Origin of the sequence: Agriterribacter humi (assembly GCF_009192765.1) — a bacterium.
Lineage (GTDB): Bacteria > Bacteroidota > Bacteroidia > Chitinophagales > Chitinophagaceae > Agriterribacter > Agriterribacter humi.
Genome location: NZ_VOHQ01000007.1, coordinates 248,924 through 268,308, shown reverse-complemented (window position 1 = coordinate 268,308; position 19,385 = coordinate 248,924). Strand labels below are relative to the sequence as shown.

At 40.4% G+C, this 19,385-nt stretch carries 21 protein-coding genes and 1 tRNA gene; 7 read left to right on the top strand and 15 right to left on the bottom strand.

Annotated features, from left to right (window positions below; all coding sequences use genetic code 11):
- Positions 1-38: 38 nt before the first annotated feature.
- The 3 genes from FRX45_RS14075 to FRX45_RS14065 form a co-directional block, all read right to left on the bottom strand.
- A complete protein-coding gene (locus tag FRX45_RS14075; protein WP_152269074.1) occupies positions 39-3,242 on the bottom strand; it encodes an ATP-dependent helicase in 3,204 nt (1,067 codons plus the stop codon).
- Positions 3,243-3,531: 289 nt separating this feature from the next.
- Entirely contained in the window at positions 3,532-4,182 is a 651-nt protein-coding gene (locus FRX45_RS14070) for a tetratricopeptide repeat protein (protein WP_152269073.1), read from the bottom strand.
- A gap of 79 nt (positions 4,183-4,261) precedes the next feature.
- Positions 4,262-4,711 (bottom strand): VOC family protein, encoded by a 450-nt coding sequence (locus FRX45_RS14065; protein ID WP_152269072.1) that lies wholly within the window; start codon positions 4,709-4,711, stop codon positions 4,262-4,264.
- Between the two features lie 66 nt (positions 4,712-4,777).
- Between FRX45_RS14065 and FRX45_RS14060 the strand changes: the two genes are divergently transcribed.
- Positions 4,778-4,849, top strand: a tRNA-Arg gene (locus tag FRX45_RS14060).
- Between the two features lie 85 nt (positions 4,850-4,934).
- Here FRX45_RS14060 and FRX45_RS14055 read toward each other — a convergent pair.
- The gene (locus FRX45_RS14055) at positions 4,935-5,807 is read right to left on the bottom strand and encodes a HEPN domain-containing protein (protein WP_152269071.1); all 873 of its coding nucleotides are present in this window, start codon (positions 5,805-5,807) and stop codon (positions 4,935-4,937) included.
- A gap of 32 nt (positions 5,808-5,839) precedes the next feature.
- Positions 5,840-6,313 carry a hypothetical protein gene (locus FRX45_RS14050; RefSeq protein ID WP_152269070.1) on the bottom strand — a complete coding sequence of 158 codons (474 nt, stop codon included), beginning with the start codon at positions 6,311-6,313 and terminating at the stop codon, positions 5,840-5,842.
- Between the two features lie 518 nt (positions 6,314-6,831).
- Between FRX45_RS14050 and FRX45_RS14045 the strand changes: the two genes are divergently transcribed.
- Positions 6,832-7,266 carry a helix-turn-helix domain-containing protein gene (locus FRX45_RS14045; protein WP_152269069.1) on the top strand — a complete coding sequence of 145 codons (435 nt, stop codon included), beginning with the start codon at positions 6,832-6,834 and terminating at the stop codon, positions 7,264-7,266.
- A 77-nt stretch (positions 7,267-7,343) separates the two neighbouring features.
- Here FRX45_RS14045 and FRX45_RS14040 read toward each other — a convergent pair whose 3' ends face one another.
- The 6 genes from FRX45_RS14040 to FRX45_RS14015 all read right to left on the bottom strand — a co-directional run bounded on the left by FRX45_RS14040 (position 7,344) and on the right by FRX45_RS14015 (position 11,897).
- Positions 7,344-8,360: an LLM class flavin-dependent oxidoreductase gene (locus tag FRX45_RS14040; RefSeq protein ID WP_152269068.1), complete on the bottom strand. Its 1,017-nt coding sequence runs from the start codon at positions 8,358-8,360 to the stop codon at positions 7,344-7,346.
- A gap of 51 nt (positions 8,361-8,411) precedes the next feature.
- On the bottom strand, positions 8,412-9,302 hold the full coding sequence (fabD, locus tag FRX45_RS14035) for an ACP S-malonyltransferase (RefSeq protein WP_152269067.1): 891 nt from the start codon (positions 9,300-9,302) through the stop codon (positions 8,412-8,414).
- A gap of 115 nt (positions 9,303-9,417) precedes the next feature.
- Positions 9,418-10,353: a glycoside hydrolase family 43 protein gene (locus tag FRX45_RS14030; protein ID WP_152269066.1), complete on the bottom strand. Its 936-nt coding sequence runs from the start codon at positions 10,351-10,353 to the stop codon at positions 9,418-9,420.
- A 74-nt stretch (positions 10,354-10,427) separates the two neighbouring features.
- Positions 10,428-11,024: a GTP cyclohydrolase I FolE gene (gene folE / locus FRX45_RS14025; protein ID WP_152269065.1), complete on the bottom strand. Its 597-nt coding sequence runs from the start codon at positions 11,022-11,024 to the stop codon at positions 10,428-10,430.
- 39 nt (positions 11,025-11,063) lie between these two features.
- The gene (locus FRX45_RS14020; RefSeq protein ID WP_152269064.1) at positions 11,064-11,480 is read right to left on the bottom strand and encodes a 6-pyruvoyl trahydropterin synthase family protein; all 417 of its coding nucleotides are present in this window, start codon (positions 11,478-11,480) and stop codon (positions 11,064-11,066) included.
- A gap of 6 nt (positions 11,481-11,486) precedes the next feature.
- Positions 11,487-11,897, bottom strand: a complete 411-nt coding sequence (locus tag FRX45_RS14015) for a 6-pyruvoyl trahydropterin synthase family protein (protein WP_152269063.1) — start codon at positions 11,895-11,897, stop codon at positions 11,487-11,489.
- Positions 11,898-11,997: 100 nt separating this feature from the next.
- Between FRX45_RS14015 and mqnB the strand changes: the two genes are divergently transcribed.
- The 3 genes from mqnB to pnuC are packed head-to-tail and all read left to right on the top strand — an operon-like array spanning position 11,998 to position 14,257.
- The gene (gene mqnB / locus FRX45_RS14010) at positions 11,998-12,657 is read left to right on the top strand and encodes a futalosine hydrolase (RefSeq protein ID WP_152269062.1); all 660 of its coding nucleotides are present in this window, start codon (positions 11,998-12,000) and stop codon (positions 12,655-12,657) included.
- A gap of 29 nt (positions 12,658-12,686) precedes the next feature.
- Positions 12,687-13,544 (top strand): 1,4-dihydroxy-6-naphthoate synthase, encoded by an 858-nt coding sequence (locus tag FRX45_RS14005; RefSeq protein WP_152269061.1) that lies wholly within the window; start codon positions 12,687-12,689, stop codon positions 13,542-13,544.
- 23 nt (positions 13,545-13,567) lie between these two features.
- Entirely contained in the window at positions 13,568-14,257 is a 690-nt protein-coding gene (pnuC, locus tag FRX45_RS14000) for a nicotinamide riboside transporter PnuC (RefSeq protein ID WP_226805379.1), read from the top strand.
- Positions 14,258-14,263: 6 nt separating this feature from the next.
- Here pnuC and FRX45_RS13995 read toward each other — a convergent pair whose 3' ends face one another.
- The 3 genes from FRX45_RS13995 to FRX45_RS13985 form a co-directional block, all read right to left on the bottom strand.
- Entirely contained in the window at positions 14,264-15,109 is an 846-nt protein-coding gene (locus FRX45_RS13995; protein WP_152269060.1) for an aminotransferase class IV, read from the bottom strand.
- Positions 15,110-15,149: 40 nt separating this feature from the next.
- Entirely contained in the window at positions 15,150-15,824 is a 675-nt protein-coding gene (locus FRX45_RS13990; protein ID WP_152269059.1) for a response regulator transcription factor, read from the bottom strand.
- Between the two features lie 158 nt (positions 15,825-15,982).
- A complete protein-coding gene (locus FRX45_RS13985) occupies positions 15,983-16,648 on the bottom strand; it encodes a response regulator transcription factor (RefSeq protein WP_152269058.1) in 666 nt (221 codons plus the stop codon).
- A 769-nt stretch (positions 16,649-17,417) separates the two neighbouring features.
- Between FRX45_RS13985 and FRX45_RS13980 the strand changes: the two genes are divergently transcribed.
- Positions 17,418-17,798, top strand: coding sequence for a hypothetical protein (locus tag FRX45_RS13980; protein WP_152269057.1), 381 nt, complete (start codon positions 17,418-17,420; stop codon positions 17,796-17,798).
- Here FRX45_RS13980 and FRX45_RS13975 read toward each other — a convergent pair.
- The gene (locus FRX45_RS13975; RefSeq protein WP_152269056.1) at positions 17,754-18,116 is read right to left on the bottom strand and encodes a hypothetical protein; all 363 of its coding nucleotides are present in this window, start codon (positions 18,114-18,116) and stop codon (positions 17,754-17,756) included. The genes FRX45_RS13980 and FRX45_RS13975 overlap by 45 nt on opposite strands.
- 423 nt (positions 18,117-18,539) lie before the next feature.
- Between FRX45_RS13975 and FRX45_RS13970 the strand changes: the two genes are divergently transcribed.
- Positions 18,540-19,382 (top strand): sensor histidine kinase, encoded by an 843-nt coding sequence (locus FRX45_RS13970; RefSeq protein ID WP_152269055.1) that lies wholly within the window; start codon positions 18,540-18,542, stop codon positions 19,380-19,382.
- Positions 19,383-19,385 lie beyond the last annotated feature (3 nt).

The window sequence follows — 19,385 nt, the reverse complement described above, 5'->3', positions numbered from 1 at the left end:
CGTATTGTTTTATTAATAATGCCTTAAAGTATAAGGTATCAGGCCTCAGGTATCAGGTATGAAGTATCATTATTATCATCTTCTACTATTTCATGCAAAGCTACTGCCAGGTTATTGTTTTTTACAAAATTGCACCAGTGGCAATCGGGTTTACCGCAGCCGGTATAGAAATCCCTGTTTTGAATTTTTTCCCAGGTTGATTTTATCTGTTCAGTAACAGTGGTAATATCCGCAGGATTAATGATCAGCTTTACTTTCCTGTAATTTTTCTTTTTATCAGGTTCTATAAAATCAAACTCAGTACTTATAACTTCCCAATTATTCGTTTTCGATTCCTCAACCAGCAATTTATAAAAAACAGCCTGGCGCCAGTAGTCTCCGCCATTAGGGTCTTTGTCGTTGGGGCCTTTCAATTTAGTACTGGCTTTATCCGGGTCGCCCGTTTTATAATCTACAACGTTAACCAATTTGCCTTCAAACTCCAGTTTATCCAATTTTCCTTTTAAAGGAACTTCTTTCACAACAACATTTCTGATATTCCTTTCTATGGCAACAATTTTATTAAACTGATGTATATACTTATCGTAATAATTGCTCAACACTTCCTGCCCGTATTCCATCCGCCGGGCAAACTGCTCCCTGGTAAAACTTTCGCGGTGGCGATGCATATATTCTTCAAAATCAGTGATGAACTCTTCTTTAGACGGAAATTGCGCTTTGCCTCCTTCCTGCCCGTCAGAATGGGTTGGCCGGGCGGACATTTTACGAAATAGTTTTTCAAGCGCATCATGCACCGCAGACCCAAATTCTGTAGCTTCATTTTTGGGAGAAGGAATGCGGATAAGGTTATTAAAATAAAATTGCAGCGGGCATTTAAGGTAATTATTCAGCGCTGTAACATTCATTACGAATTTTTCGAGCAACCGGCTTACAAACGCTTCTTCTATTTTTTCAATTTCAGGCGCGTCCGGTTCCATAAAAGCAAGTGCGGCAAAGTCCGACAACACTTCATTATCCAGTACTACCTGCTCTGCCGGTATATTCTGCTGCTCCTGGATTTCGGCTATAAACATAGAAGGCTCAAGCTCTTTACCATCGTTTTTAAATTTACTGTAAGAAATATACAGATGCAGCTCGGCCCTTGTTAAAGCCACATAAAACAATCTTCTTAATTCCTCATCTTCTTTATGTTTGGGTTGTGAAGTAAACATAGTATCGGGCAAGCTATATCCTCCCCCCGGCTTTCTCTTCTTCTCCCATGCGTTGGCATTGCAGCCGGCAAATAATACATGTTCAAATTCAAGTCCTTTTGAACCATGGGCCGTTAACAGGTTTACCCCTTTATCACTTCCACTCACCTGAACCAACGGTAAGGCAATTCCTTCTTTTTCCATTAATTCAATAAGATTTACCAGTTGCTGAAGGTTAAGCAATGGATTGCGGTGTGTTTCATCTTTCAGGAAATCAAATAAACCGGTTAAAACCTGTAACTGCCAGTGTTTGTCTGTGCTTTGCATAATATGATGCAAAACACCGCCTTCACGGATAATCTGTTCAAACAATTGCTGCAGCGTTACATTGGGTACCGAGGCAATAAGGTTCTCAATTACTATTGAGGCTTGTTTTAATCCATCGTGCAACCCGGTACTGAAAAGGTCTTTGGCAGGAGTTTTTGCTTTTTCCGGTAAGATTTCGCGGATAGAGGTTTTATTACCTCCATACCTTCTGTCTGCAACTTCAATGCTAATCTTTGCAATTTCTATTGCCGGAATATTGAACCAGTCAAAATGTAAAATTTCAAACAACATTTCATCTCCACTATAAGCTATATCATGTTCTGCAGCAATATATTTAAGCAACAGCACAATTTTTTTAGCCAATGGCAATTCTAAAATGTTCAATTTTCGCTTACTGTAAACCGGTATATGGCGTAGTGTAAAGTATTGGGACAATTCTTCCCCATACTTGTTTTCCTTGTAAATAACAGCGATACGCCCCGGTGGTATACCATTCAGTATTAATTTTTCCACCTGCACTGTTATGCCCACCATTTCCTGACGCTGGGTTTCGTATTCATATATCTGGGGATGGTGGGTAAGATGACTGATGCGCTGATTGGAAGAAATGAGCTGTTTACTCAACCCTTCGATTTGCTTTACCAGCCTCTCCTCATTGCGGTCAATAAGCGACTTTGAAATATCTAAAATGGGTTGGGTAGACCGGTAATTATTGGTAAGCACTACTGTAAGCAGGTCGTTTTTATAATTATCTGCAAACCGGAGCATATTTTCCACATTGGCGCCCTGGAAGCGATAAATGCTCTGGTCATCATCACCTACCACAAATACATTCGGCTTATCCCAATAACTGATCAGCAATTGCACCAGCCTGTTTTGCGTGCCACTCGTATCCTGGTATTCATCCACCAGTATATATTGAAAACGTTCCTGGTAATTGGACAGGAGACTTTTATTTTCTTCAAAAGCCCGGATGACCCAATTGATCATATCATCAAAATCATACCGGTTCTTTTTTCTCATGAGTTGTTGAAAACGATCAAATTCATTTACCGCTGCACGCAATTTTTCCATCTTTTCCACTTCCTCATCCATTTTATCTACCTTAATATCCCCGGCATTAAACCCACGGTATTTCTTTTTATACCTGTATTCATCCCTGTCTGGCAGGCTTTTTATATAGTCGTCTATTTTTTGAGTGATGTTTTCGGGAGTCCAGCCTTCACGTTTCATTGTACTGAACAACGATTGCAGGTTATTTACTTCAAAATATACATCGCCCCGGTATCTTTTGAGTGCGTGATTTTTAGGAAAAGAGTCTATCAATTCCTTGAAAAGCTCAATCTTTTCAAGATCCGAGATGGGATCAAGTACTGTTTTTTCAAACAGCGAAAGATTTTCCTGTATCACGTCATTACAAAAAGCATGAAAAGTATAAATATTCACCTTATAGGCATCGGCTCCAATAAACTGCAGTAATCTTTTACGCATAGCCACCACGCCTGCATCGGTGTAGGTAAGACAAAGAATATTTTCAGGCGCAGTATCGGTTTCCAATAATATTTTGCCAATACGGCTGGCGAGAATCTGGGTTTTGCCAGTACCCGGTCCGGCGATTACCATTACTGGTCCTTCAATCGCATCCACAGCCTTCCGTTGCTGTTCGTTAAGTTTATCGTACTCTTCCTTAAACTTTATATGCAGCTTTTCTTTTAAAAATGACATGAACCAAAGTTAATCAATGAATAAATGTATTTCCATTGCGAAGGTTTACTAATACTGAACTCATGTATATAACCACTTTGTAGTATTGGCGGATGTACGGGTTTATAATAAATTTACTTAGTTGCATTGAACACTTCAGCCGTTGTACCAATTGAATAGCACAAGCCACTTTAGGAGCGCTAACATACCATAAACATAATAACTCCTTAAAGTAAAAACTGTTTTTCCGCAAAAAAGCCGCATCATTTCTGTTTGCGGCTTTTTTTATAACAATGGAAACCGGCCTGCATTACCCGGGTATCCTGCTGATGTATTTTTCAATCTGTTTGATCTGGTCTACTACCTGCGATGTTGTTGGTTTCAGCTCTTTTGCCCGGCGAAAATAATCCTTGGCAGCGCGGAACTCTCTTTTATTGATAAAAATCTGGCACATTTGCAGGTAAGCGGCGGCCGTATTTTCCTTATCCGGCAGGCCTATGCGGATGGCTTTGCGAATGTATTCTTCCGCCTGCCTCATATTGCTTTTTTGCATGGCTATGGTTCCCAGCTGAAAATAAGCAGCACCTTCAGTTTCTTTCATGGGCATGCCCAGGCTCAGGCTCTTCTTCATCATGGTTTCTGCGCCGTCAAAATCCTGTTTAAACATGGCCAGGTTCGATTTCAAAAAATAATATACACTGCGAACGGGTTTGATGAGCAGGTTGGGAAAACGTATGGAATCCAATATTTTTTGGGCGCCATCAATGTCGCCATCTTCCATATACCCTTGTATTAAACGCATGGGTCCAAACAGGAAATGACTCACTACGGCAACCAGCGCAACAAAATATAAAGCAAATGCAGGCCAAAATCCTGAATAAATATTTACCACAACAGCCAATGCCAGCGCTAAAAAACCCAAAGGCAGCCTGTATTTTATAATCAGAGTGTAAAACTTCATACGCACATTTTAGGGGTGCAAAGATAAGGAAGGGGAATGGGAAAGATAAAGAAATATGAGGTGCGCACATGATTGGGGTTCAATCTTTGGCATCGTTGATTTCGAGCCAATAACCATCAGGGTCGCGGAAATAAATTTGTTTAACTCCATCCACACGGTTGGTCGCGGCATTTTTTTCGCCGGCCCAGTTTTCGTATGATATGTTATTCTTTTTAAGGACTGTCATAAATTCCTGCACAGAAGCAACCGTAAAACATAAATGAGTGTTTTTATCGTGTGCTGCCGCTTCCTTAGCTCCTTGTATCAGGTGCAGGTGACTTTTGGGCCCAACACTGAACCAGGTATGCCTGCCATCATGAAAGGGTTCGGGAATCGTGTCAAGTCCTACGATATCTGTATAGAAAGTGGTACTTGTTTTCAGGTCAACAACATACTGAGCGATGTGGTTGAGCAGGGGCTTTTGCTGGTTTTGTCCATAATTTTTCGCAAAGTAGAATAAAACAATAACCACCAGTAGCATTTTTTTCATAATGTTCCCATTTGAAAAGGAAAGATAATCACTAAAACTGTTACTTTTGCAACCCAATTAGATATTGGTCCCGTAGTTCAATGGATAGAATAGGAGTTTCCTAAACTCTAGATACAAGTTCGATTCTTGTCGGGACCACATCGCCTGCCAAAGCTTTAGCGAAGGCAGGCTTTTTTTTGACTGCGATAGAAATCGCTTCATCATTGTCTTTCTCTCTTTCATTTCATTGTATTGATGATAAGACTGCTGTATTGAACGTGCTTTTCCCAAACTCGTATACTATTTTATGGATACGCCTGACCTTTTCCGTAAGGCATAACAGATCATCATTACTGATTTTATAATCCTCTTTATAACGGGTGTCTATATAGGCTTTTTGTAAAAGATCAAAAAGACGCTTTTCCTGATCCGTTTCCTGCGGGAAAATATCTGGCAATTGGCAGGATACAAGACCTGCGTAACGAATTAATCTGTCAATGCTGTGGGTATTGGCATAATAGCCTGTACCTACTTTTAATAGTATACGCAATGCCTGCTCTGCTGACTGGTGTAGCATAAAGGCCGCCATAGCATGCTGTTTTCTAACCCTGTAGAGTTCCGATCCGGCCAAAAATTCTTTTGCTTTCGTTAATCCGTCGGTATATTGCTTTTTGTTGTCTTTGTCGGCAAATGTGTTGGGGAGATCTAAAGGAACCACCGGGGAAAGGTTCCCGGAATCATATACAGGCACTGCCGATTGCCACACAGCCACTGCAAATCTGTCACTCGTTTTCAGCCATGCTTGAAAAGTGGTACTTTGTAAAACAATGGTTGCTACAGGCATTAGGGGCTTGCAGTTGTTTTCTATTTTATCCTGCCATTCATAGAGCTCTTTATTAGAGAGGTCTGGAATTAATATCAGAAAACAGCAACCCGAAATGTGCCCGGAAGCGGGAGCCGTTTCATTAAATATACTTTCACTTCTTCTCCGGTTCAAAGATGCTCCCAGCAGGAAAATCATATCGGGTTTTGCGGCCTTTACAATAATATCAACCAAAGGCTGCTGAACAAAAGAAAAAGCATCGCGGCATAAATGATACAGGGTAAATGGCTTCATCTGTATATGCTTTATTTTTTAATGAAGCGATCTTACACACCTTTTACGGTGCTCGCTTTATTTGACGGCTTTCGTCTGGGCTTTCTGAACCATTGCTTAAACCAATAAGTCTGATGCTTATCGCGCCATTTGGCATACAGATCAACCATTTTGCTGTTCCCGTTATTGGGGAACAAAAGCCCTATCGCATCCATTTCTTTAAATATCTCCCGGACATCATCTTCTTTATAATAATGCTGACCATAACCATGTTCGATAAAATAATTGATCAGGTGTTCTTTTGCTTTGTCTCTTCCCTGCCGGTTCCAGCTACCGCAGGAAAGATTATCCATAAAGTCGCGCACCATCTGTTCAGGTGTAATATCCATTAGCCTGCATAATAAAAGAAATGGATAAGGAAGTGTAAGATTAAATTCGGTGTGACGTTCATAATCGCCGGTTTGCCACTTTAATTTGGGTTCCAGAGGTAGCTTTTCCTTTTGTACCGGATTGGTTGATTTTCTCATTTCCAATACGTTTATTTTATTCAATAGGTTAGAAAATTGGCAATATCCTGTTCCCTGCCAGTGCTAATAAATACAGTTATCAATTGTATAGCCGTATCATCAATGCGATACAGGATCAGAAAAATACGCTACGTGTTCAACGGTGGATGCCAGTAAGTCTCAAACAGGTTAAAGGCTGGCATGAACAGCAGCAGTATGCCCGTTTGCCTGCTTATCCATCCGATGCAACAGGCTCCTGGTTAAGATGATATGATTCACTGTTTTGGGAAGATTCCGGGAAAAGGTCATTATTGTGTACATCTCCGTATAGGTTGTGAAAGTGCTTCATAATTTTTATTTTTAGAAGATGAATAATTAGTTTTCTTTATTGATACTAAAAGTTGTTCTTAAAAAAGAATATATTTCATATCTATATTTGGCTATAATTTCCTTTTGCGCTTGTTGTGTACGCAAGATAGTAAAAGAAAATTTAACTTTCAAGATATTATTTTGTTTTTTTAAAAAAAATTTTGACACAAATGAATCATCTTGCTAATAATATTAGATTTCTACGCCAGAAAAGAAAGCTTACCCAGGCTGAAATAGAAGCCGAATGCGGTCTTAAGGAAAATGTGCTGTCCAATTATGAAAATGCCAGAAGTCGTCCCAATGTTGACATTCTTATAAAATTATCAAATGTTCTTAGGGTTTCTATAGATGATCTTCTCCTATTCGATTTTGAAAATAGCAGTCTAAGTGAAGTAGAGGGCAGGCTCAAAACCGATAATGCGGATAGCAGTGTGCCTACATCAAAAGAATCAACTTTCAACACGGAAGACGAATTGAGCCTGGTAAAAGAGGATGATTCCGTACCAATGTGGGCTGTTTATGGCCGTTTAACTCATATTGATTTGCAGTTGCGGGATTTGAATAAAAAAGTAGACAGGTTGCGGGATCCGGGGCAGGGAGAATAGCCTAAACCGGCTCCTCGAGGCATTTTTACAATAACCCTGGCTCAAACTGCCATCTCGAATACTATTCAACTATATTTTCAATTACTTTTTTTTCCTTCAAGTTCAAAAGCCTCCGCCAGCAGCTCAAAAGATCGCCGCCTGTCGGCTGCATTATCTGTAATGGTAGTTACAACAATTTCATCTACTTCAAAATCATTTGCCAGTCTGGTTAATTGCGATTTTACCCGTTCTTTCGTTCCCGAAACCACCCTGCCGCTGTTATAGCCGATGCGTTCCAGCTCTGCCGGTGAAAATTCATACTCTTTAATGGAGTTATAATCACCGAAGCTCTGATAATTACCTTTCTCAAACTGAAGATGAATATAATTAAGGTATTTGCGCATTTGAGCGGCGGTTTCTTCCGTTTCACCGCAAAGTACGGCGATAGATAAAACCGCATGAGGCTTTTCAAATTGCGAAGAGGGAACAAAGTTTTTACGATAGGTTTCCACCACATCCGGCTGTGCCAGTCCGTTAATAAAACGGGCAACTGCCAGCCCCATACCAAACTTTGCCGCAATTAAACTGCTTCCACCGCTTGAACTGAGTATCCATTGCAGTGGCACACCCGGAGCCTGCGGACCGGCAATTACAGGACCGTGTTGTGTTCCGGCCGTATCCCTGAAAAAATGTTGTAAATGCTCCAGTTGACGCAAATAGCTTTCCTCGCTAAAATCGTTGGATGGATTAAGAATGGACGCGGTAATGCGGTCGCCGCCCGGGGCTCTTCCCATACCAAGGTCAATACGACCGGGAAACAGCGTTTCCAGCATCCGAAAGTTTTCTGCAACTTTAAAAGCACTGTGGTTAGGCAGCATAATTCCTCCCGAGCCAATGCGGATATGCTTTGTTTCATCGGCCAGCTTAACCATCAGCACTTCGGGGGCGGTGCCCGCTATAAAAGTGGAGTTGTGATGTTCCGAAACCCAAAACCGGGTATAGCCCAATTGATCGGCCAATTTTGCTGTAGCGATGGTTTCGTCAATTGCCCGCCTGGCGTTTCCATTATGATGAATAACCGATTGATCGAGTATGCTTAATTTGATCTTTGCCATGCGCTACAATTTATATACTGTTGTTCAGTTCCTGCGCAAAGGTACTATGGCTTAGCTTTGTCCATTTACTACTGCCGATTTATCAATTTTTACAATCAATCCCTGCAATACTTTCCCGGGCCCTACTTCGGTAAACTCCGTAGCGTCATCGGCTATCATTTTCAGTACGCTCTGCGTCCACCTAACGGCGCCGGTTAGTTGATCTACGAGATTTCTTTTAATTACTGCCGGGTCTGTTACCGGCAAACCGGTTACATTCTGGTATACCGGGCAGGAGGGGTTATTAAAAACCGTAGCCTCAACAGCCGCGGCAAGTTCTGCTTTGGCCGGCTCCATTAAGGGGGAGTGAAATGCGCCGCCTACAGGCAGGGGCAATGCTCTTTTAGCCCCGGCTTCTTTCATGCGCTGGCAGGCTATTTCAATTCCTTTAACCGATCCGCTTATTACCACTTGTCCGGGGCAGTTGTAATTGGCCGGCACAACAATTTCGCCGGTCTCCTGCTGTATCAGGGCACATACCTCCTCTACCCTGGCATCATCTAAGGCCAGCACCGCCGCCATTGCCGAAGGCTGCAGTTCACATGCTTTTTGCATAGACTGTGCACGAACGATAACCAGTTTCAACCCATCTTCAAACGACAGGGTTTTATTGGCCACCAATGCCGAAAACTCGCCCAGCGAATGACCGGCAACCATATCCGGCCTAATGTTCCCTAATGTTTTAAACAGTACAACCGAATGCAGAAATACCGCAGGCTGGGTTACTTTGGTTTGCTTCAGATCTTCATCGGTGCCATTGAACATGATGTCTGAAATGCGAAAGCCGGCTATATCGTTGGCGCTTTCAAATAATGTTTTTGCAGTGGCATTTGTTTCGTATAATTCTTTCCCCATTCCCGCAAACTGCGACCCCTGTCCGGGAAATACATAAGCATGCTTCATTGGTAAATATTTTACAGGTTTTAACCGGCGGTAATAATTGTATCGGTTTGACCTTCCAAAAATAAAGGGATTTTGTAAACTATACTGAACTTATTGGGTGTCGGATAATATAAAATTACCGGACAAAAAAAGATTCGAATTCTTTTTGCGTAATAACAAATACCGTTCCGTGCCTTGCGCCTTCCGGAAAAGAGATCTTATCGGAAATATCGGTCCAATGCTCCAGGTTGGATGAAATAACAGCTCCATACCGGTGGTGGGTATACTTATCAAAATACACGATCCATTGCCCCTTAATTTTTACAGCGGTTGGCCCCTCTGCCCAATAATTACCTGTAATGGATTTTGATGGAGCGCTATACCCCGAACTGATCTTATTACTCAGGGCTATACGGATATTTTTTTGCGGTGTGGGTCTTTTTGTTTCATCTTTCAAAAACATGATATACTTTTTGCCGCTCTGCTGAACAGTAGCATCAATTACATTAAACCCTTTATCGTATAATATTTTTGAAGGAGAAAACTCAATAAAATCTTTTGTAGTTGTGTAGTATATGCGATGATTATAGTTTTCATCGCCGGAAGAATCGGTTGCCGCAAAACGACCGGGTACAGTGCTTGCCCAATAAATCATGTATTGCTTATGCTTTGCATCATAGGTAATTTCGGGCGCCCAGCAATTGAGCGCACCGGGTTCGGGCTGCATTACAGGCAGGTACCGCTGTTCACTCCAATGCAGCAGGTCGGGCGATGAGGCATAACCAATCCCCTTGTCACCCCAACTTACCGTCCATACCATATGAAACAACCCGTCTGCCCCGCGTATAATACAGGGGTCGCGCATGAGTTTATCTTTACTCACCCGGGGCCTTAAAAAGGAACTGTCCTTGCTGAGCGCGGTAAACCGGTATCCGTCTTTGCTATATGCAAGGTGTAAGCCGTCTTCTCCATTGTGTTTAAAATAAGAAAATATATACACTTCATTGTCCTGCGCTTTTGCAAAAGAAATACTCAGCACAATAATGTTACAAAAAATTACAAGCTGCTTCATAATGGATTTGAAATCGGGGATACTGAGGTGCATCACAAGAAAGTTCCTGGTTTATAATTTACCAAAATGCAGATTTAATGCAGCGTTGAACCTATCAGCCTGATGAATTCGCTGCGGGTTTCGTTTTTTTCGAACTCACCAAAAAATGCCGATGTGGTGGTTACAGAATTTTGTTTTTGAACCCCTCTCATCATCATGCACAAATGAGAAGCTTCAATAACCACGGCCACGCCCAAAGGCTGCAGGGCGGTTTTAATAGCATCCAGAATTTGTGTAGTCAGTCTTTCCTGCACCTGCAGGCGGCGGGCATATACATCTACAACCCTTGCAATTTTACTCAGTCCGGTTATCCAGCCATTGGGTATATAGGCAACATGCGCTTTACCAAAAAAAGGCAGCATATGATGTTCGCACATGCTGTATATTTCAATATCCTTTACTATGATCATTTCGCTGATCGGCTCATGAAACTTGGCAGAATTAAGAATATGCTCAGCGTTCATGCTATAGCCCTGTGTAAGGTATTGTATGGCTTTTGCCATGCGCTCGGGTGTTTTTAACAATCCTTCTCTTTGCGGGTTCTCTCCCAATAATGCCAATGTTCTTTTGTAATTTTCTGTCAATAATGAAGTAGATTCTTCATCGTACTGCTCAACCTTTTTATATCCCATATCTTAATTTAAAAATTTCAATCAAAAATACATTGAAGCTCACGCAGGGTATTCAACAAAATTCCGTGGTGTTTCATATAACCTTATCCGAAGGTCCTGCTTTTCGTTAACATGAGGCCGCAACAGGTCATAGATCACCACCGCAATATTTTCTGCGGTGGGGTTAAGGTTTTTGAATTCAACGGTATCAAGATTCAGATTTTTGTGATCGAAGCGTTCCACTACGTATTGCTGAATAAGGTCAGAAAGCACTTTCATATCCATCACAAATCCCGTATCTGCCTGCGGTTCCCCGGTTACCTTTACTTCCAGCTCATAATTATGGCCGTGATAATGCGGGTTACTGCATTTGCCAAATATCCGGAAATTGGTCGCATCATCCCAATCAGGATTATACAAACGGTGAGCTGCATTAAAATGCTCTTTCCGGAATACCGCTACTTTTTTTTTATTCATATACATTTATTTTCCATAGTATTCTACAAATATCCGTGGGGTTTCATACAATTTAACGCAATGCAATTGTACACTTTCCGGAAGAAATTGTTCTAACTGTTCCCATATGGCTATTGCCAGGTTTTCGGTTGAACACATTTTACCCTGCATAAAATCTACATCCACATTCAGGTTAAGATGATCTAATTTTTCCAGTACCTGCTCTTTAATGATTTCGCTTAATTTTTTAACATCAAGCACAAAGCCGGTTTCAGGGTCGGGCTGCCCCTTAATGGTTACATATAATTCATAATTATGGCCATGCCAGTTCTCATTAGCGCATTTACCAAATACATCTTCATTCTTTTGCCTGCTCCAGGCAGGATTAAATAACTTATGAGCCGCATTAAAATGCTCCACACGGGTGAGATACACCATAGCTTCAAAAATTTTGGCAAAGTTAGGACATAGCAGGCAAGCCCGGTAAAAACTCCGCATTATGCTCATATTGCATTACTGAAATGCAGACATTTGCATAATGAATATCCTGCTAACAGCGGCTACCCCGGGCGAAATTCAAATCACCAGGGAATATCTCGCCGAAAAAATGTATTACCGCAAAAACTGTAATACCAGTATCCTGATAACAGGCGCGGGTTTGTTGAATACCGCATATACGCTTACCAAGCATCTAAGTAAAACCAAACCCAACATCGTTATCCAGGCAGGCATTGGCGGCAGCCTGCATCCCTTTTATCCGCCGGGTTCTGTTGTTATTATCCGCGAAGAAGTAATGGGGGATCTGGGAGTAGAAGAAGACAACGGCTTCAATGATATTTTTGATCTGAACCTGGCAGAAGAAAATATATTCCCTTTCTCAGGAAAAATGCTGGTAAACCCCCACCGGCAGGTATTGGAAAAAATAAAACTGCCCGCGGTAAGAGGCGTAAGCATTAATGAAATAACCACAGATGCCACAAGGATGCAGCAACTTATAGAAAAGTATGGTGTGATGATTGAATCTATGGAAGGCGCCGCTTTGCATTATGTTTGCCTGCAGGAGGCCATTCCGTTTATCCAGTTAAGATCCGTTTCCAATTTTGTTGGCGAAAGAGATAAAACAAAGTGGCGGATGGAAGAAGCTGTTGATCATTTAAACCGCGAACTGATTTTATTGATACATCAGCTCCTGAGCTGAGCAAAAGTTAATTTAAGACCACACTACAGATGAAACTTACACTTGGATTTTCTCCATGTCCCAACGATACCTTTATTTTTGATGCATTGGTCAATCACAAAATTGATACAGAAGGGCTGAATTTTGAGGTACTGCTGGAAGATGTACAAACCCTTAACCGGTGGGCAATGGAAGGCAAATTGGATTTGACCAAGGTAAGCTATGGCGCATTGCCCCTGATGCTGCAACATTATAGGGTACTGCAAAGCGGCGGCGCACTTGGAAAGGGCGTTGGGCCGCTATTAATATCCGCTCAGCCTGCCGCACCCGGTAAAGATTATCCCAACATAAATGATTATACAATAGCTATCCCGGGAGAAAACACTACAGCTCATTTGCTTTTTTCATTGGCCTTTCCCAATGCAAAGAAAAAAATATTTAAGGTTTTCAGTGAAATTGAAGACTTCGTCCTGAACAGCCCTCATCCGGCAGGCAAAACAGCCGGTGTAATTATTCATGAGAATCGCTTTACCTATCAAAAAAAGGGGTTGATAAAGCTAATGGACCTGGGTGAATACTGGGAGAAACAAACCGGTTATCCCATTCCGTTAGGCGGCATTGTTATGCGCAGAAATTTTAGCCCGGCATTACAGGTAAAGATCAACACATTGATCCGAAAAAGTATTGAGTATGCATTCAATAATTATCCTTTACTGCCCCCTTATGTTATTCAACATGCACAGGAAATGGAGGAAGCCATCATGCGACAGCATATTGACCTGTATGTAAATGATTATTCTTTGGATTTGGGAGCAAACGGCAGGATGGCCGTGGAGCGATTCATTGAAATATACGAACAGGGAAAGAATGTATCAACAGGAGTGAATGATATCTTTATAAAAATCTAACCACCTATAAAATATTACTGCGCGTGAACCATCTCTTTAATGTTAACACCGAATTTTTTAAGGTGCTCGGCTATTCCATGAGCTATATAGAATTTTTTGGAGTGGCATTTGGTTTGCTTGCAGTGTGGCTTTCGGCAAAGGCCAATATCTGGAGCTGGCCGGTTGGCATTGTTAATGTTGTTTTGGCCTTTTTGCTTTATTACCAGGTACAGCTTTACCCCGATATGTTTTTACAAGCCTTTTTTTTTGTAACCAATATCCTGGGGTGGTGGCGCTGGGATAACCCCAAACCGGGAGAAGAAGACCGGAAGCAGGAACTGAAAGTGAGCTATATGAAAAAGGGTCAGATCCTGTTAACAGTAATTGTGGGCATTGCCGGCACTTTTATCCTGGGAAGTTTAGCCAGCAACCTGCATCATTGGTTTCCCACTGCTTTTGCCTTACCCAGTGCATATCCATATGTTGATTCATTTATTACAGTAATGAGTATTGTAACCACTTTTTACATGATACAGAAAAAGATCGAATGCTGGATAATATGGATACTGGTGGATATGGTGGCCGCCTGCCTTTATTTTATAAAAGGAGTAAAGTTTTACAGTGTGGAGTATTTTATATTTACTTTAATTGCTGCATTTGGCTTATGGCACTGGATAAAAGAATACAAAAGCTACACGGTTGCCGCAGTGCGGAATCCACAACAAATTGAATAACCGGTCTCAGGTCCATTCATCCATCAGCAGGCGACGAACTTCTTTGGTGATGGTGGATGAATAGCTTTGATCTCTGAATTTACCCACGATGCGGATGCCCCTCACTGCATTTGTGAGAAATATTTCATCGGCCGATAAAATATCATCCACCTTTAATGCTTTTTCATTTACCGTATAACCAGCACCTGGAAGTTTTTGCAGCAAAAATTTACGGGTAACACCCGCTATACCCCCTTCCGATAACGGAGGTGTATGTATTTGCTCGTTCTTAATCCAAAAAATATTAGCCACGGTAGCATCAGCTATCCGCCCGTACTGGTTCAGAATAAAGCAATCGCCCAATCCTTTTTGCCGTGCGTACATTGCACCCATCACATACAGCAAAAAATTATTAGACTTAACCTCAGAAAAAATATTGCATGCCTTTGATGCATCGGGATACACATCCACAACAAGCCCGCCATTGTCATCGGGCACTGCCGGATATCGTTGCAAAGCCATCCCCTGTATAATATAATTGGGGCGCATATCTTCCAGGTCGTATATTCCGCCATCACTGCGAAATACCACCAGTCGTATAACAGCGGCTTTTTCTATCCTGTTCTTTGTGCACAGCGATATAATATCCTCTTCAAGCTGAGCTGCGGTAAAAAATTCAGGAATATCAAATTGCAGCAACTTCATGCCCCGCAATAATCTTTCGAAATGTAATTCCTTCAGCAGGATATTACCGTTAATGATGCGTATGGTTTCAAATAGCCCATCGCCGTACCTGAAAGAACGGTTATCAGGGGAAATAACGGCTTTCCCTTCCCGGAAAAGCTGACCATTATGAACAAAATAACCAGGCATACTACAAAGCAATTAAGTAAGTATCCAAAAAAAGATAAAATTACTTATTCTCAATGATACCAGACTTAATAGCATATATTACCAGTCCGGCCATTGATTTTACGCCCGTTTTAGATTTGAGCTTATCTCTTATTGCTTCAACTGTACGCGGACTGAGATCTACCATATCAGCGATCTCTTTCGTACTTTTTTCCTCGCACATTAACTTTAATATGTGCTTTTCCTTGTCGCTTAATTTTATTTCTGCAGGAGCAAAAGTATCTGCATTACGCTTGGTACGCAGCCCGTCAAGAAGCGCTTTATTGGTGAGATCATTAAAATAATATTCGTTGGTATAACAGGTTTTAATAGCCTCGTAAATGACTTCAGAATCCGAATTTTTGGTAAGGTAGGCGTTGGCACCCAATTCCATTAGCCTGGAAATCATAGAATGATCATTATGCATGGTTAGCATGATAATCCTGATTTCGGGATATAATTTTTTTATTTCCGGAAGTGCGGTAATACCATCCATTATCGGCATTTGAATATCCAGCAAAATAACATCGGGTTGAAGATGTTTGAGAAGATGCAATAACTGCTGGCCATTATCTGCCTCACCTATTATACGGATGTCTTTTTTAAGGCTTAGTGCTGTTTTTACGCCGGCCCTGAACAAAACATGATCATCGGCTATAATTACTTTAAGGCTGGCTTCGGAATCCTGGATTTTCATTCAAATATTTCTTTTACTTTCTTTCTTTAAGGTGCAGGTTTAAGTATATGTGCAATTTTATAACAAAAAAGGAAAACTACTATTGTATAAGTACTCAATTAAACTTACCGTAAATTTACTCATCCCTTCCCTCCCCAAAATTTGTATTTCCTCAAGTATCAATCAATCAACCTGTTACGCATTCCATACATGACCAACCCGGCTATGGTTTTAGCACCCACCTTGGTTTTCATGTTTTGTCTTACAGTTTCAATGGTACGCGGACTGAGATATACTTCTTTCGATATTTCCTCTGTTGTTTTATCTTCTGAGATCAATTTCAATATTTTTAACTCTTTTTCATTGAATTTAACAGGATTGGGATAATACTGCTTTACCTGCTTTTTATGCTGAAGCTTTAATAAAACAGCTTTGTTTACAAGATCATTAAAGTAAAAATCATCATTCATGCAGGTTAATATGGCGTTATATATTTCTTCAGGGTCGGTAGTTTTGGTGAGATAGGCATTGGCTCCCATTTCCATCATTTTAGAGATCATTTCCTGGTCATCGTACATGGTAAGCACAATAATCTTTACAACTTCATACTCCTTTCTGATCAGTGAAATGGCGTTTACCCCATCCATTTCGGGCATTCGGATGTCCATCAGCAGCACATCCGGCATTTTAATTTTCATTTTGTGCATCAGATCCTTTCCATTTTCCGCTTCCCAAATTATCTTAAGATAATTCTTACCGCCCATGGCCATTTTTATACCATCCCTGAAAATTTTATGATCATCAGCAATAGCTACTTTAATCTCATAATTGTTGGTTATCGCCATGGGATATTAAATTGGTATAAGTTACTTTTTATTAACGCCTGATACTGAATTAAATTACTTGCAAACTTCGTAAATCACAAGAACTATACTATAGTAATTGCACTTAGTTAAAATACGGGTGTCCTAATTTATTCCACGTGCACAGCCCAAGTATAACAATCAATCATTAAGTATTTACCGAAAGAAACAAAAAGAGCAAAACTGCTCTTGTAAAAGAAAAGAGGCTGTCTTACATTTGTTTTGAAGTTGATTGGCGGGGATTCAGCAACCTCAAATGAATCCAATGTCCTGAAACCGTCCAATAATTTATTCCAATGTCTGTGAAGAACCAAACGCAAAATCCAATGTCCAATCAACTTTCATTTTTTTTAAACAAATTATATAAGGCCCCGTTTTAAATCCATTAACCTAATTTTAAACTGGTTTTTTTATTTTTATTTTCTTTTACTCCTTACCAATTAAACATTCCCTTACAGAAGTAAATCTTCTTGTTTCCTGATTCTCAAAAGCAGGTTGTAAGAAGTTGCATTCCCCAAAAATGGAAATTTTACGTCTAAAAATATAGTAAAAATACTAATTTACAAAAGTAAAATTACCTTATTTTCCCAGAAAACAGATTCGTGTTTCTCCGTCAAATTCAATCCCCACCTATATTTCAGGATAAAAATTAGTTATTAACATTTTCCAGACCCTTGGGAATCTGCTCGTTAGCGTTCATTTTTGACATACATCAATCCTTATTTTTCTTAAACCACAAAACTTTACAACTATGACAAAAAATGATGTACTTGTACAACAAAACCAACGCTTACACGAAAACATTGGCGAACACATCGGCTTTGAAATGGGAGCCAAAATGGTAAAAGACTATTACGACAGCTTTGGCGAAAACAGTTGCCATTTTGTTGGACGTAATATTATTGAAAAAATACTTGCACAGCCCGATTGCATAGGTATAAACATGTATAAAGCCCTTAACGCCAAAAGCGAACAAACCTATGTTTTTGTAGGGGTTGATAACCGCGGTAAAGCCATCCTGGAATATACTGTTGTAAATGATAATGGCACGCTGTCTAAAGAAATCGGCATGGTAGCTAATAAGTTTTTACCTCCTGAACCAGGAGAAGGCTGGTTTGAATGGAGTTTTTAATTTCCCCCTATAGTTGTTATATTTGGAAAAACATACCATTATAACAACTGTTCTGCGAAATATCGCTATTCTATCCGATCTGCTACCCTTAATCCTCTTTATTTTCTTTGCAAAGTCAAAAAAAAATATTGGGTTAAGGGTGGTCTTTTTCATTGCTATATATAGCATTTTTGTCAATTTCTTCATTTTATCCAACAGGCAATTATGGCAATATTCCTTTTTAATTGGCCGAATAACCACTATTGTTGAATTTTCATTATTCTCTTTATTTTTTTTCAGGATAATTGAATCCAGGATTTTTAAAAAAGGAATGCTCATTATATCAGTTTTAATGGCTGTATACCTGATTTACTCCCTGATCACCTTTTCAAATAATTCTTTTGATTCTGTTCCATCAGGCATTACCGCAATGCTATTTTTTTTCTATTGTATTTTCTATCTTTTTGAAAGGGTAAAGGACCCCACCTCGCTTTTTTTATACTCCTCACCTGCGTTTTGGGTAGTTGTAGCAATTATTATTTATTCGGCAGGTACTTTTTTCCCATTTATTTATGCTCAGAATTATATAAATAAACCGGATTTTAATCAGGAATATAAGTTAATTCATTCAACACTTTACGTTATAAAAAATTTTCTGTTTGGTGCTGCCATGCTTATTAGCGACAAGACCGTTAAATCTTCTTATACAATGAATAAAAAAAAGTAAAATAATTTTGTCCCTAAACTCACGTTGATGAACCAATGATACTCCTACAGATAAAAAATCAATCCAACCCGCTGAATATCTCCGGTGTGCTGTTTTTTGGCACTATGGGGATGCTGGCTCTTGCCATAGGGTTGGTGCTTTTTATTATCTTTCACCAGCGCAGGGTGATCCGGTACCAGTTGCAGTTGAAGGAAATGGAAGAAGAACAGCAAAAAATACTGTTGAATGCTTCTATCAGGTGGCAGGAAGAAGAGCGGCAAAGAATAGCCGCCGATTTGCATGATGATGCCGGGCCCTTACTGGCTACAGCCCGCTTGTATTTAAATGAAAACCTGGTGAAACAGGACATTAATACCCAGTTACAGGCCATTTACAATGCCAAACAGATCATTGATGATACCATACAGCTTATCCGTAACATTTCACACAGCCTGATGCCGCCCACCTTAAAAAACTTTGGACTGGAGTCTGCTGTAAATGATTTGTTCCAAAAGATCACCGGCTCGGGCAGCATGAATGCCAGCAGCAGGTTTCATGATTACCGGCAAAGGCTAAGACCAGAGCAGGAATTGCTGGTGTTTAGGGTTATACAGGAACTGGTAAACAATATTTTAAAACACAGTAATGCCAGTTTTATCCATGTCACACAAAATTATAATGCCGACAAATTTTTCATTCGTTTGCATCATGATGGAAGAGGTATTACACAGGCAGATGTAGAAAGGCTTAACAAAAGCGCCCTGGGTCTTGGTCTAAAGAATATTCAAAGCAGGGCACGGGTATTGCAGGCCAAGATTGATTTTGAGAAAGATATGTCGCAAACCTATTATAAAGTTACCCTGGAAGTTCCTGTGGAGGAATATGAAATGATTACGTAAAAA

Coding starts and splice junctions, on each gene's coding strand:
- FRX45_RS14075 (WP_152269074.1), bottom strand. CDS start 3,242: ATGTCATTTTTAAAAGAAAAGCTGCATATAAAGTTTAAGGAAGAGTAC.
- FRX45_RS14070 (WP_152269073.1), bottom strand. CDS start 4,182: ATGAAGTTTTACACTCTGATTATAAAATACAGGCTGCCTTTGGGTTTT.
- FRX45_RS14065 (WP_152269072.1), bottom strand. CDS start 4,711: ATGAAAAAAATGCTACTGGTGGTTATTGTTTTATTCTACTTTGCGAAA.
- FRX45_RS14055 (WP_152269071.1), bottom strand. CDS start 5,807: ATGAAGCCATTTACCCTGTATCATTTATGCCGCGATGCTTTTTCTTTT.
- FRX45_RS14050 (WP_152269070.1), bottom strand. CDS start 6,313: ATGAGAAAATCAACCAATCCGGTACAAAAGGAAAAGCTACCTCTGGAA.
- FRX45_RS14045 (WP_152269069.1), top strand. CDS start 6,832: ATGAATCATCTTGCTAATAATATTAGATTTCTACGCCAGAAAAGAAAG.
- FRX45_RS14040 (WP_152269068.1), bottom strand. CDS start 8,360: ATGGCAAAGATCAAATTAAGCATACTCGATCAATCGGTTATTCATCAT.
- fabD (WP_152269067.1), bottom strand. CDS start 9,302: ATGAAGCATGCTTATGTATTTCCCGGACAGGGGTCGCAGTTTGCGGGA.
- FRX45_RS14030 (WP_152269066.1), bottom strand. CDS start 10,353: ATGAAGCAGCTTGTAATTTTTTGTAACATTATTGTGCTGAGTATTTCT.
- folE (WP_152269065.1), bottom strand. CDS start 11,024: ATGGGATATAAAAAGGTTGAGCAGTACGATGAAGAATCTACTTCATTA.
- FRX45_RS14020 (WP_152269064.1), bottom strand. CDS start 11,480: ATGAATAAAAAAAAAGTAGCGGTATTCCGGAAAGAGCATTTTAATGCA.
- FRX45_RS14015 (WP_152269063.1), bottom strand. CDS start 11,897: ATGGTGTATCTCACCCGTGTGGAGCATTTTAATGCGGCTCATAAGTTA.
- mqnB (WP_152269062.1), top strand. CDS start 11,998: ATGAATATCCTGCTAACAGCGGCTACCCCGGGCGAAATTCAAATCACC.
- FRX45_RS14005 (WP_152269061.1), top strand. CDS start 12,687: ATGAAACTTACACTTGGATTTTCTCCATGTCCCAACGATACCTTTATT.
- FRX45_RS13995 (WP_152269060.1), bottom strand. CDS start 15,109: ATGCCTGGTTATTTTGTTCATAATGGTCAGCTTTTCCGGGAAGGGAAA.
- FRX45_RS13990 (WP_152269059.1), bottom strand. CDS start 15,824: ATGAAAATCCAGGATTCCGAAGCCAGCCTTAAAGTAATTATAGCCGAT.
- FRX45_RS13985 (WP_152269058.1), bottom strand. CDS start 16,648: ATGGCGATAACCAACAATTATGAGATTAAAGTAGCTATTGCTGATGAT.
- FRX45_RS13980 (WP_152269057.1), top strand. CDS start 17,418: ATGACAAAAAATGATGTACTTGTACAACAAAACCAACGCTTACACGAA.
- FRX45_RS13975 (WP_152269056.1), bottom strand. CDS start 18,116: ATGAGCATTCCTTTTTTAAAAATCCTGGATTCAATTATCCTGAAAAAA.
- FRX45_RS13970 (WP_152269055.1), top strand. CDS start 18,540: ATGATACTCCTACAGATAAAAAATCAATCCAACCCGCTGAATATCTCC.